This is a genomic window from Rhodococcus sp. JS3073, assembly GCF_026810085.1.
Taxonomy (GTDB): Bacteria; Actinomycetota; Actinomycetes; order Mycobacteriales; family Mycobacteriaceae; genus Rhodococcus_F; species Rhodococcus_F wratislaviensis.
Genome location: NZ_CP113951.1, coordinates 1,497,496 through 1,509,651 on the forward strand (window position 1 = coordinate 1,497,496; position 12,156 = coordinate 1,509,651).

The 12,156-nt window shown below is 68.4% G+C and carries 9 protein-coding genes; all 9 read right to left on the reverse strand.

Annotated elements, in window-relative coordinates; genetic code table 11:
* Nucleotides 1-105: 105 nt before the first annotated feature.
* The 9 genes from nuoN to nuoF all read right to left on the reverse strand — a co-directional run bounded on the left by nuoN (nt 106) and on the right by nuoF (nt 12,155).
* The gene (gene nuoN, locus OYT95_RS07035; RefSeq protein WP_268791055.1) at nt 106-1,728 is read right to left on the reverse strand and encodes an NADH-quinone oxidoreductase subunit NuoN; all 1,623 of its coding nucleotides are present in this window, start codon (nt 1,726-1,728) and stop codon (nt 106-108) included.
* Entirely contained in the window at nt 1,725-3,296 is a 1,572-nt protein-coding gene (locus tag OYT95_RS07040) for an NADH-quinone oxidoreductase subunit M (RefSeq protein WP_174484671.1), read from the reverse strand. The genes nuoN and OYT95_RS07040 overlap by 4 nt, the downstream gene beginning before the upstream one ends.
* Nucleotides 3,293-5,185, reverse strand: a complete 1,893-nt coding sequence (nuoL, locus tag OYT95_RS07045) for an NADH-quinone oxidoreductase subunit L (RefSeq protein ID WP_037231602.1) — start codon at nt 5,183-5,185, stop codon at nt 3,293-3,295. The genes OYT95_RS07040 and nuoL overlap by 4 nt, the downstream gene beginning before the upstream one ends.
* A gap of 72 nt (nt 5,186-5,257) precedes the next feature.
* Nucleotides 5,258-5,557: an NADH-quinone oxidoreductase subunit NuoK gene (nuoK, locus tag OYT95_RS07050; protein WP_005239116.1), complete on the reverse strand. Its 300-nt coding sequence runs from the start codon at nt 5,555-5,557 to the stop codon at nt 5,258-5,260.
* On the reverse strand, nt 5,554-6,363 hold the full coding sequence (locus tag OYT95_RS07055; RefSeq protein WP_268792212.1) for an NADH-quinone oxidoreductase subunit J: 810 nt from the start codon (nt 6,361-6,363) through the stop codon (nt 5,554-5,556). Before OYT95_RS07055 ends, nuoK begins: the two co-directional genes overlap by 4 nt.
* 31 nt (nt 6,364-6,394) lie before the next feature.
* Complete coding sequence (gene nuoI, locus OYT95_RS07060; protein WP_112299125.1) at nt 6,395-6,961, reverse strand: NADH-quinone oxidoreductase subunit NuoI; 567 nt, start codon at nt 6,959-6,961, stop codon at nt 6,395-6,397.
* Nucleotides 6,954-8,306, reverse strand: a complete 1,353-nt coding sequence (nuoH, locus tag OYT95_RS07065) for an NADH-quinone oxidoreductase subunit NuoH (protein WP_037231597.1) — start codon at nt 8,304-8,306, stop codon at nt 6,954-6,956. Before nuoH ends, nuoI begins: the two co-directional genes overlap by 8 nt.
* A complete protein-coding gene (locus OYT95_RS07070; protein ID WP_268791056.1) occupies nt 8,303-10,702 on the reverse strand; it encodes an NADH-quinone oxidoreductase subunit G in 2,400 nt (799 codons plus the stop codon). The genes nuoH and OYT95_RS07070 overlap by 4 nt, the downstream gene beginning before the upstream one ends.
* 154 nt (nt 10,703-10,856) lie before the next feature.
* Nucleotides 10,857-12,155: an NADH-quinone oxidoreductase subunit NuoF gene (gene nuoF / locus OYT95_RS07075; protein WP_268791057.1), complete on the reverse strand. Its 1,299-nt coding sequence runs from the start codon at nt 12,153-12,155 to the stop codon at nt 10,857-10,859.
* Nucleotide 12,156: the final 1 nt, after the last annotated feature.

Below are 12,156 nucleotides of genomic sequence, written 5' to 3' on the forward strand. Positions count from 1 at the left end.
GTCCGGTTTGCATTCCACCACACTCACACGGGTCCCGCCAGCCACTTGGACTACATCCGTCACATCGGGCACTCGCGACCCGCACCGGCCTGGCAGCGCCCCGAGTCAGCGGAAGAACACCGCAGCCTGGTTTGCGAGATCGAGTGCACCCTGCGGCAGGATTCCGAGCACCACCGTCACCACCACTCCGACCGCGATGGCCGCGGCGGTGAACATGCTGGGCACCACGATCGTCGGGGCGTCGCTCTGCGGCTCCGAGAAGAACATCAGGACGATGACGCGGACGTAGAAGAACGCCGCGATCGCGCTGCTGACGACACCGACGAGGACGAGCGGAACGGCACCGCCCTCGACGGCGGCCTGGAAGACCGCGAACTTGCTGACGAACCCACTCGTCAAGGGGATTCCGGCGAACGCCAGCAGGAACAGCGCGAAGACGCCACCCACCAGTGGCGAACGCCGCCCCAGCCCCGCCCAGCGCGACAGGTCCGTCGCCTCGCCCCGGCTGTCCCGCACCAGGGTGACGACGGCGAACGCGCCGAGCGTGCTGAATCCGTACGCCAGGAGATAGAACATCGTGGACGACAGACCCGCCCGGTTGGCCGCGATCAGGCCGGTGAGGATGAACCCGGCGTGCGCGACCGACGAGTACGCGAGCATCCGCTTGACGTCGTTCTGCGTGACCGCCATGACCGCACCGACCACCATGGTGAGGATGGCGACGCCCCACATCACGGGCCGCCAGTCCGCGCGTAGGTCGGGCAATGCCACGTAGAAGATGCGCAGCATCGCACCCACTGCCGCGACCTTGGTGGCCGCCGCCATGAACGCGGTGATCGGCGTCGGCGCACCCTGGTAGACGTCGGGAATCCACGAGTGGAACGGGACGGCGCCGATCTTGAACAGCAGGCCCACCGACAGGAGCGCGGTACCGATCAGCGCCAGCGTCTTGTCGTCGGTGCCCCGGGCGAGCGCGTCGCCGATCCGCGGCAACTCGACCGTGCCGGCGTAGCCGTACAGCAACGCCACCCCGAACAGGAAGAACGCCGACGAGAACGCCCCGAGCAGAAAGTATTTGAGCGCCGCCTCCTGCGAGAGGAGACGGCGACGCCGCGCCAGTCCGCACAGCAGGTACAGCGGCAGCGAGAGCACCTCGAGCGCCACGAACATCGTGAGGAGGTCGTTGGATGCCGGGAACAGGAGCATCCCGCCGACCGCGAACAGGGTGAGGGGAAAGACCTCGGTATGCCCCGGGGCATTCTTGGTGGCCTCCCGTTCGGCGACGCTGCCGGGGACGGCGAACGCCTGCGGGGTGAAGGCGTCGGTTCCGCCTTCCGGCTCGGCTGCACTCGCGGCCGTGACCTCCGCGGTCGCCGCACCGACCCCGCTGTCGACGCTCCGCTCGGCGATGAGCAGGATCGCGGGGATCGAGATCAGCAGGATGGTTCCCTGGAGGAACAGCGTCGGACCGTCGACGGCCACCGCGCCCCCGACGGCGGAGTCGCTGGTCCCGGCGAGCATGACGACGGCCACGAACGCGGCGGTGAGTCCCCCGAGCGCGAGTACGAGATGGCTGGAGTAGCGGCCGCGCCGGGGCAGGAACGCCTCGACGAGCACGCCGGCGACCGCCACGCCGAACACGATCAACATGGGTGCCAGCTGACCGTATTCGATGTCCGGCGCACGCAACGTCGCGGACTGGGCGAGTAGCAGTTCGGAGGTACTCATCGGTGTGTGCCTCCCTCTGGGTCCTGCCCGGCGACGGTGGGTGCAGGATCGTGCTGACCGACGGTGACGAGGACGTGGCTCACCGCGGGGGTGATGACGTCCAGCACGGGCTTGGGGTAGACGCCGAGGACGAGCAGCAGGGCGATCAGCGGCGCCACGACCGCGATCTCACGGCGCACGAGATCGCGGACGGTCTCGTTGCCCTCCTTCAGCGGCCCGGTCATCATCCGCTGATAGAGCCACAGCACGTAGATCGCGGCGAGGACGAGCGCGAAAGTCGCGACCACGGCAGCGATCTGGTAGCGCGAGAACGTGCCGACCAGGACGAGGAACTCACTGATGAACGGCGCCAGGCCCGGCAGCGACAGCGTGGCGAGCCCCGCCACGAGGAACGTGCCCGCCATCACCGGCGCCACCTTCTGCACGCCGCCGTAGTCGGCAATGAGGCGGGTGCCGCGCCGCGACACCAGGAACCCCGCGATCAGGAACAGCGCCGCGGTCGAGATGCCGTGGTTGACCATGTACAGCGTCGATCCGGCCTGTCCCTGGCTGGTCATGGCGAAGATGCCGAGAATGATGAACCCGAAGTGCGAGATCGACGTGTAGGCGATCAGTCGCATCACGTCGGTCTGGCCGATGGCCAGCACCGCGCCGTAGATGATGCCGATCACCGCCAGCACCGTGACGAACGGCGCGAAGTACGCCGACGCCTCGGGGAACATCTGCAGGCAGTAGCGGAGCATGCCGAACGTCCCGACCTTGTCGACGACGGCCATCATGAGCACCGCGCTCGCGGGGGTGGCTTCCACCGCGGCGCCCGGCAGCCACGTGTGGAACGGCCACAACGGCGCCTTGACCGCGAACGCGAACATGAACCCGAGGAACAGTGCCTTCAGCACGCCGGGGTCGGCGTCCAGCCCTTCGGCGACGATCACCCGGAAGTCGAAGGTGCCGCCTCCGAAGGCGTCCTGACGCGCCGTCACCACGTACACCCCGATGACCGCGGCCAGCATGATCAGGCCGCCGAACAGGTTGTAGAGCAGGAATTTCACCGCGGCGTACGTTCTCCCCGCCCCACCGAATCCTCCGATCAGGAAGTACATCGGGATGAGCATGGCCTCGAAGAAGATGTAGAAGAGCAGGACGTCGAGAGCGGTGAACGACACGATCACCATCGCCTCGACCATCAGCGTCAGCGCCACGTATGTGTGGGCCATCCGCCGCTGCCCGTAGTCGGGCGCGGTGTCACCGTCGTTCCACCCCGCGAGCAACAGCAGCGGCACCAGAACGGTGGTGAGGAGTACCAGGACGAGCGCGATGCCGTCGAGGCCCAGGATGTACCGGGTGCCGAACGCCGGGATCCAGGCGTGCGATTCCACGAACTGGTACTGCTCGCCGGTCGGATCGAACCGGATCGCCAGCACGACTGCCAGGCACAGCACCACCACGGACACGCCCACGGCGACGGATTTCGCGAGCGCGCGCTTGTGGACGGGCAATGCCAGGACCACACCGGCGCCGACGAGTGGCAGCACCCAGAGGGCGGTCAGCCACGGGAAGCCGCTCACCACAGCCTCACCAGCATCGTGGCGACCAGAAGGGCCGCACCGGCGAACATGAACAGCGCGTACGACCGGACGAACCCGGTCTGCAGGCGCCGCACCCGCATCGACGTGCCGCCGACGAGCGCGGCGAACCCGTTGACGGCACCGTCGACTCCCCTGCCGTCGACGGTCACGAGTGTTCGCGTCAGCTCCTGCCCGGGACGCATCAGCGCCGCCTCGTTGAACGCATCGCCGTACAGGTCCTTGCGGGCCGCGACGGTGAACGCGGTGACCTCCGCCGGCGCGACCTCGGGGATCGGCTGCCTGGCGTACTGCCGGTAGGCCACCGCGACTCCCGCGAGCACCACCACCAGAGTGAGTACGGTGATCGCCCACACGGGCAGGACGGGCTCGCCGTGGTGGGCGCCGACGACCGGTTCCAGCCAGTGCTGCAGGGAGGAGCCGACCGCGAGTAGGGCGCCTGCGGCGACCGAACCCACCGCAAGCAGAATCATCGGCACCGTCATCACCCCTGGCGATTCGTGTGGGTCGGCGTCCGGCGCCCATCGGCGACGTCCGAAGAACGTCATCAGCATCACCCTGGTCATGTAGAAGGCAGTCAGTCCCGCGCCGAGCAGCGTGACCGTTCCGAGGACGACGCCCTGGACGCCCTCGGCGGCGAACGCCGCTTCGATGATCTTGTCCTTGGAGAAGAAGCCGGAGAACGGCGGAATCCCGATGATGGCCAGGTATCCCAGCCCGAACGTGACGAACGTGATCGGCATGACGGTGCGCAGACCGCCGTAGCGGCGCATGTTCACCTCGTCGTTCATGCCGTGCATCACCGAGCCTGCGCCGAGGAACAGGCCGGCCTTGAAGAAGCCGTGGGTGAGCAGCAGCATGATCGCGAACGCGTACCCGGCCGGCCCCAGACCGGCGGCCAGCACCATGTACCCGATCTGGCTCATCGTGGATGCCGCCAGCGCCTTCTTGATGTCGTCCTTCGCGCAGCCGATGATCGCGCCGAACAGCAGCGTCACCGCGCCGACGATCACGACGGCGAGCTGGGCGCCCGGGGCCAGGTCGAAGATCGCGTTGGACCGGACGATCAGATACACACCCGCCGTGACCATGGTCGCGGCGTGGATGAGCGCCGACACTGGTGTCGGGCCCTCCATCGCGTCACCGAGCCAGGACTGCAACGGGACCTGCGCCGATTTGCCGCAGGCGGCGAGCAGCAGCGCGAGCCCGATCGCGGTGAGCACCCCCTCGCTCGCGGCGTCGGCACGCGTGAACACGTCGGCGAATTCGATCGAGCCGAAGGTCGAGAACATGATCATGATCGCGAGGACCAGTCCCATGTCGCCGACGCGGTTGACGACGAACGCCTTCTTCGCGGCCGCCGCGGCGGACGGCTTGTACTGCCAGAACCCGATGAGCAGGTACGAGGCGAGACCGACGCCCTCCCACCCGACGTACAGACCCAGGAAGTTGTCGGCCAGCACCAGCAGCAGCATCGCCGCGAGGAACAGATTGAGGTAGGCGAAGAATCGCCGTCGCTCCGGATCGTGCGCCATGTAGCCGACCGAATAGATGTGGATCAGCGAACCCACCCCGGTGATCAGGAGGACGAAGCACACGGACAGCTGGTCGAGTTGGAGACCGAAATCCACCTGGAGTTCACCGACCGGCACCCAGCTGAACAGGGTCTGGTGCACGACCCGCTCGGCTGCGTCCCGGCCCAGCATGTCGACGAAGAAGACGACGCCGAGCGCGAACGAGACCAGCGCCGTCGCACAGCCGAGGAGATGGCCCCACGCATCGCTGCGCCTTCCCGCCAGCAGGAGCACGGCGGCTCCGAAGAGCGGCAGAACGGGCAGTAGCCACACGGCCGACGAGAGCGTTCCGCTCATGCCGCACCGCCGATCGGGTCGTCGTCGTCGGGCAAAGTCACCTTCTCGAGGATGTGCGTCATCGTGGACCCGTCAGTTCTTGAGGAGGTTGGCGTCGTCGACGGAAGCCGAACGGCGGGAACGGAAGATGGTCATGATGATCGCCAGACCGACGACGACCTCGGCGGCCGCGACGACCATCGTGAAGAACGCGAAGACCTGACCGTCGAGGTTGCCGTGCATCCGGGCGAACGTCACGAACGCCAGATTCGAGGCGTTGAGCATCAGTTCGATGCACATGAACACGATGATCGCGTTGCGGCGGATCAGCACCCCGGCCGCACCGATCGTGAACAGCAGCGCCGACAGGTAGAGGTAGTTCTCGGGGTTCATCGCCGACTCCCCTCGTCGGTCGCACCGGGTTCGGGGGTCGCGACGTCCGCGGTGCCCAGCGCCCGGGCGGGCAGGCTCGGCCGCCGTTCGAGCGACCGGCTGACGGACAGCTCGGAGAAGGTGCCGTCGGGCAGCAACGCCGGTATGTCGACCGCGTTGTGCCGCGCGTACACACCCGGACTGGGCAGCGGAGTGACACGGGCACCCTCGCGCACGCGGTCCTGGGACAGCTCACGCTGATCCTTCCGCCGCTCGAAACGCTCCCGGTGGGCGAGCACCATGGCACCGATGGTCGCCGTGATCAGCAACGCACCGGTCAGTTCGAAAGCCCACACGTACCGGATGAACACGAGTTCGGCGAGCCCCTCGACGTTGCCCCCCGCGTTGGCCTGATCGAGACCGGTGAACGCGGAGACGGACGCACTCCCGATGCCGCCGATCAGCAGGAGTCCGAATCCCAGTCCCGCCGCGATCGCGGCCACCCGCTGACCGCGGAGGTTCTCCACGAGGGACTCGGAGGAGTCGACGCCGATGAGCATGAGCACGAACAGGAACAGCATCATGACCGCGCCGGTGTAGACCACGATCTGCACGACGCCGAGGAAGAGCGCGCCCTGGGCGATGTAGAACACGGCCAGGATGATCATGGTCGTCGCGAGGAAGATCGCCGAGTAGACGGCCTTGGTTGCGCTGACCACTCCGAGCGCGCCGATCACGGCTACGGTCGCGAGGACCCAGAACTGCACACCCTCGCCCGTCGAGGTCTGCGTGAAGGGTTCCGCGACCAGCTGGACCGCGGACGGCATCGTGTTCACCACGTCGGCTCTCCTCCCTCGATCACGGCCTGTCCCCCGCCGTGTCGTCGACCCCGGATTCATCCTGCGGCGCAGCCGCCGCTCCCCCGGTCACCGCGCCGCGGTAGTAGTCCTCGGCGGTGGTGCCCGGGGCCATCGGGTGCGGCGACTCGACCATGCCGGACTCGAGCGGGGCCAGCAGCCGGTCCTTCTCGTAGATCAGGCCGGCACGGTTGTCGTCGGCCATCTCGTACTCGTTGGTCATGGTCAGCGCCCGCGTCGGGCACGCCTCGATGCACAGCCCGCACCCGATGCAGCGCAGGTAGTTGATCTGGTACACCCGGCCGTACCGCTCGCCGGGCGAGAAGCGTTCCTCGTCGGTGTTGTCGGCGCCCTCCACGAAGATCGCGTCGGCGGGGCACGCCCAGGCACACAGTTCGCACCCGATGCACTTCTCCAGCCCGTCCGCGTAACGGTTGAGCTGGTGTCTGCCGTGATAGCGGGCAGCCGTCGGCACCTTCTCCTCCGGGTAGAACTCGGTGTTCGATTTCTTGAACATCGTCGAGAAGGTCACGCCGAAACCCGCTATGGGGCCGAGGAATTTAGTCATCGCTGTTCTCCTGGGTCGATCCGGTGGAGTGCGCGGAGGTGACGGAGACGGGCGTGCGCCGGAACGCGGGCAGCGTCTGACCCGGCATCGGCGGAACCGGGTATCCACCGGCCATGGGGTCGAACGGTTCGAGTGTCTCCGGGGACGGTTCCGCGCGTCCCTGCGGCTCGACCCGTTTCTCGGGTGCGGGAACGCGGCCCGGGCGCAGCCGCTTCCACAGCAGCATCACCACGACGAGGGCGACGACGAGGCCCGCGACGACGAGGGCGATCGACCGGACGTCGTAACCCTCGTTGCGGAAGGCCCGGACGGTGGCGACGATCATGACCCACACCAGCGAGATCGGGATCAGGATCTTCCAGCCGAGACCCATGAACTGGTCATACCGCAGCCGGGGCAGCGTGGCGCGCAACCAGACGAACACGAACAGGAAACCCCAGACCTTCAGCGTGAACCACAGCACCGGCCACCAGCCGGAATTCGCGCCGTCCCACAGGCTGAGCGGGAACGGGGCATGCCAGCCGCCGAGGAACAGCGTGGTGGCGAGCGCCGAGACCGTCACCATGTTCACGTACTCGGCGAGCATGAACATCGCGAAGCTCAGCGAGGAGTACTCGGTGTGGAACCCGCCGACCAGTTCGCCTTCGGCCTCGGGCAGGTCGAAGGGCGCCCGGTTGGTCTCGCCGACCATCGACGTGACGTAGATGAGGAACGACGGCAGCAGCAGGAAGACGTACCAGGTGTGGTCCTGGGCGGCGACGATGCCCGACGTGGACATCGTTCCGGCGTCCAGGAAGACGGCCGCGAAGGACAACGCCATCGCGATCTCGTACGAGATCACCTGCGCCGTCGAGCGCAGCCCTCCCAGCAACGGGTACGTGGAGCCGGACGCCCAGCCGGCGAGCACGATGCCGTAGACGCCGATCGACGTGGCCGCGAGGACGTAGAGGACGGCCACCGGCAGGTCCGTCAGCTGCAAGGGCGTGTAGTGCCCGAAGATCGACACCGCCGGGCCGAACGGGATCACGGCGAACGCCATGAACGCGGGTACCGCGGCGATGATCGGCGCCAGGATGTAGATCGGCTTGTCCACACCCTTCGGGACGATCCCTTCCTTCAGCGCGAGCTTGATGCCGTCGGCGAGGCTCTGCAGCATGCCCCGCGGACCCACCCGGTTCGGGCCCACGCGCATCTGCATCCAGGCCATGACCTTGCGTTCGGCCAGGATCGTCAGAAGCGGAGTGAGGACGAGGAACACGAAGATGGCCAGGGCCTTGCCGAGAACCAGCCACCACGGGTCGTGGCCGAACAGCGCCGGGTCGGGGTAGACGGCCTCGATCGTCACAGCGCACCTCCCGGGACCATCCCGTTGGTGCCTGCCGCGCGGCGGACGTTCACGACGCTCCCCGACCGGGCGGCCAGTTGCTTGTAGACGGCGGACCCGGGCGAGTTGAGGGGCAGCCACACCACTCGATCCGGCATGTCGGTGATCACCAGCGGCAGGGTGACGCCGCCCCGCTCCGTCGTCACGGTGACCGGATCCCCGTCAGCGGCACCCGACTCGGCCGCCGAGGCCGCGGACATCCGCACGACCGGAGTGCGGGCGGTGCCTGCCAGGTGCGGTTCCCCGTCCTGCAGCCGCCCCGAGTCGAGCAGCATCCGCCAGGTGGCGAGCACCGCCTCCCCCGGCCCGGGTTCCCGCCGCGGCGGTTGCGGATGGTCGGGCGGATCCGGGAAGTCACCGTTCCAGGCGCCGAGCCTCTCGAGTTCGCGCCGTGCGGTGGCGGCGTCCGGAAGACCCAGCGGGACACCCATTTCGCCGGCGATCGCGTGGAGCACGCGCTGATCGGGCATCGACCCGGTGGCCCGGAGGGCGGCGTCGAAATCGCGTGTGCGCCCTTCCCAGTCGAGGAAGGTGCCCGGCTTCTCCATGACCGGAGCGATGGGGAACACCACGTCCGCGCGCTCGCTGATCGCACTGTGGCGCAGTTCCAGACTCACGACGAACCCTGCCGCCTCGACCGCGGCCAGCGCGGCCTGCGGGTCGGGGAGGTCGTCGGCCTCGACACCGCCGATCACCAGCGCCCCGAGCGTCTTCGCCTCGGCCGCGGCGAGGATGCCCGCGGTGTCCCGGCCCGCGGTGTCCGGCAGGCCCGCGGCGTTCCACACCGACGCGACCTGCCGCCGCGCCTCCGGATCGCCCACCGGTCTGCCACCCGGGAGCAGTCCGGGCAGCGCACCCGCCTCGAGCGCGCCGCGTTCGCCGGCCCGTCGCGGCACCCAGGCCAGCCGGGCCCCCGTGTCGTCGGCCAGTCGGACTGCCGCGGACAGCGCCCCCGGCACCCCGGCGAGTCTCTCCCCGACCACGATGACCGCACCCGGCCGGCGCAGCAGTTCAGTGACGCCCGGGTCCAGGTCTCCCGCGCGGAGTCCGTCGAGGACCTCCGCCTCCGCACTCGGCGCGGACCGCAGCAGGCGGCCGGACATCTTCTCCAGGCCACGGGACGCATACGGGGCGATCGAGTAGACCGGAACGGCCTTCGCGCGCGCGGCCTTGCGCAGCCGCAGGAAGACGATCGGCGATTCCTCCTCCGGCTCGAATGCGACGAGAAGAACGACCGGCGCGGCGTCGAGATCCTCGTAGGTGACCGCGAGTCGCTGCCCCGCCACCCGGGCAGCCAGGAACTCGGCCTCCTCGCCGGAGTGCGCGCGACTGCGGAAGTCGATGTCATTGGTGCCGAGCACTGTTCGCGCGAACTTCGCGTAGGCGTAGGCATCCTCCCAGGTGGACCGGCCCCCGACGAGAACACCCGCGTTGCCCCGCGCGGCGGCCAGTCCCCGCGCCGCGACGGCCAGGGCCTCCGACCAGGAGGCGGGTGCCAGCGTGCCGTCGTCGCCGCGGACCAGAGGGGTCGTGGTCCGGTCGCGCTCGGTGGCGTAGGCGAACGCCCACCGCCCCTTGTCGCAATTCCACTCCTCGTTGACCTCCGGATCGTCGCCCGCCAGCCGGCGCAGCACTTTCCCCCGCCGGTGGTCGGTGCGCTGGGCGCACCCGCTCGCACAGTGCTCGCAGACGCTGGGGCTGGAGACCAGGTCGAACGGGCGGGCCCGGAAGCGGTACGCGGAACCCGTCAGCGCACCCACCGGACAGATCTGGACGGTGTTGCCGGAGAAGTACGACTCGAACGGTTCCTTCGCGTAGATCCCCACCTGCTGCAGCGCGCCCCGTTCCATGAGTTCGATGAACGGGTCGCCGGCGACCTGCTGGGAGAACCGGGTGCACCGCGCGCACAGCACGCACCGCTCGCGGTCCAGCAGGACCTCCGTGGACAGCGGAATCGGCTTGGGGAACGTGCGCTTGACCTCCCCGAAACGCGATTCCGCGCGCCCGTTGGACATCGCCTGGTTCTGCAGGGGGCACTCGCCGCCCTTGTCGCACACCGGGCAGTCCAGAGGATGGTTGATCAGCAGCAACTCCATCACGCCCTTCTGCGCCTTGTCGGCGACGGGCGACGTGAGCTGGGTGTGGACGACCATGCCGTCGGTGACGGTCGTGGTGCAGGAGGCGAGCGGCTTGCGCTGCCCCTCGACGTCGACGAGGCACTGACGGCACGCGCCGACCGGGTCGAGCAACGGGTGGTCGCAGAACCGCGGGATCTGGATGCCGATCATCTCCGCGGCACGAATCACCAACGTGCCCTTGGGGACACTGACCTCGACACCGTCGATGACAACGTTCACTGCGTCAAGGCTCGTATCATGGCTCGCTACGCTCGCCGGCGCGGAGCCCTTCACGCGCGCCCTTCCCTCATCGCTCACTCGCTGCGCTCCCTCGCTCCTCGGTCCAGAACGCGCGGCCTCCGCGCCGAAACATCGCTCGCTACACTCGCAGGCTTCATGCATGCACTCCCGCCATGAGCGTGGACTGATGCGGGTCGAACGGGCAGCCACCCTGCTCGAAGTGTGCGAGGTACTCGTCGCGGAAGTACTTGATGGAGGACATGATCGGGCTGGCCGCACCGTCACCGAGAGCGCAGAACGACTTGCCGAGGATATTGTCGGCGATGTCGAGCAGCTTCTCCAGATCGGCGTCGGTCCCCTCCCCCCTCTCGAGCCGCTCCAGGATCTGCACCAGCCAGTAGGTGCCTTCCCGGCAGGGCGTGCACTTGCCGCACGACTCGTGCGCATAGAACTCGGTCCAGCGGAGCACGGCACGCACCACGCACGTGGTCTCGTCGAAGATCTGCAACGCCTTGGTGCCCAGCATCGATCCGGCGGCGCCGACACCCTCATAGTCGAGGGCGACGTCGAGATGCTCGTCGGTGAAGATCGGCGTCGAGGAACCGCCCGGGGTCCAGAACTTCAATCGGTGCCCGGCGCGGACTCCGCCCGCGTACTCGAGCAACTCCCGCAGGGTGATTCCGAGCGGGGCCTCGTACTGTCCGGGCTTCGTCACGTGCCCGGACAGGGAGTACAGGGTGAAGCCGGGCGACTTCTCGCTGCCCATCGACCGGAACCACTCGATGCCGTTCACGATGATCGGCGGGACACTCGCAATCGACTCGACGTTGTTGACGACGGTCGGTGACGCGTAGAGACCGGCCACCGCGGGGAACGGCGGACGCAACCGAGGCTGACCGCGGCGCCCCTCCAGCGAATCGAGCAGCGCCGTCTCCTCCCCGCAGATGTACGCCCCCGCACCCGCGTGCACGACCAGTTCGAGGTCGAAACCGGTGCCCAGGATGTTCGTGCCGAGGTAGCCCGCCGCATACGCCTCCGCGACCGCTGCCTGCAGCCGGCGCAGCACCGGCACCACCTCGCCGCGCACATAGATGAACGCGTGCCCGGCGCGGATCGCGTACGCCGCGATGATGACGCCCTCCACGAGCGCGTGCGGCGTGGCCAGCATAAGCGGCATGTCCTTGCAGGTGCCCGGTTCGGACTCGTCGGCGTTGACCACGAGGTAGTGCGGCTTGTCGTCGCCCTGCGGGATGAACGACCACTTCATCCCGGTCGGGAACCCGGCACCACCACGACCGCGCAGGCCGGCCTCCTTGACCGTCGAGATGACCTCGTTCGGCTCCATGCGCAGCGCCTTCTGCAGGCCCTCGTACCCGTCGTGGCGACGGTACGTGTCGAGGGTCCAGGACTCGGGCTCGTCCCAGTAACGGCTGAGGACAGGGGTCAGCGGCATG

Bases quoted from the DNA above. Each gene is read 5' to 3' on its own strand.
- nuoN (WP_268791055.1), bottom strand. From the start codon at position 1,728: ATGAGTACCTCCGAACTGCTACTCGCCCAGTCCGCGACGTTGCGTGCG.
- nuoL (WP_037231602.1), bottom strand. From the start codon at position 5,185: ATGAGCGGAACGCTCTCGTCGGCCGTGTGGCTACTGCCCGTTCTGCCG.
- nuoK (WP_005239116.1), bottom strand. From the start codon at position 5,557: ATGAACCCCGAGAACTACCTCTACCTGTCGGCGCTGCTGTTCACGATC.
- OYT95_RS07055 (WP_268792212.1), bottom strand. From the start codon at position 6,363: ATGCCGTCCGCGGTCCAGCTGGTCGCGGAACCCTTCACGCAGACCTCG.
- nuoI (WP_112299125.1), bottom strand. From the start codon at position 6,961: ATGACTAAATTCCTCGGCCCCATAGCGGGTTTCGGCGTGACCTTCTCG.
- nuoF (WP_268791057.1), bottom strand. From the start codon at position 12,155: ATGCCGCTGACCCCTGTCCTCAGCCGTTACTGGGACGAGCCCGAGTCC.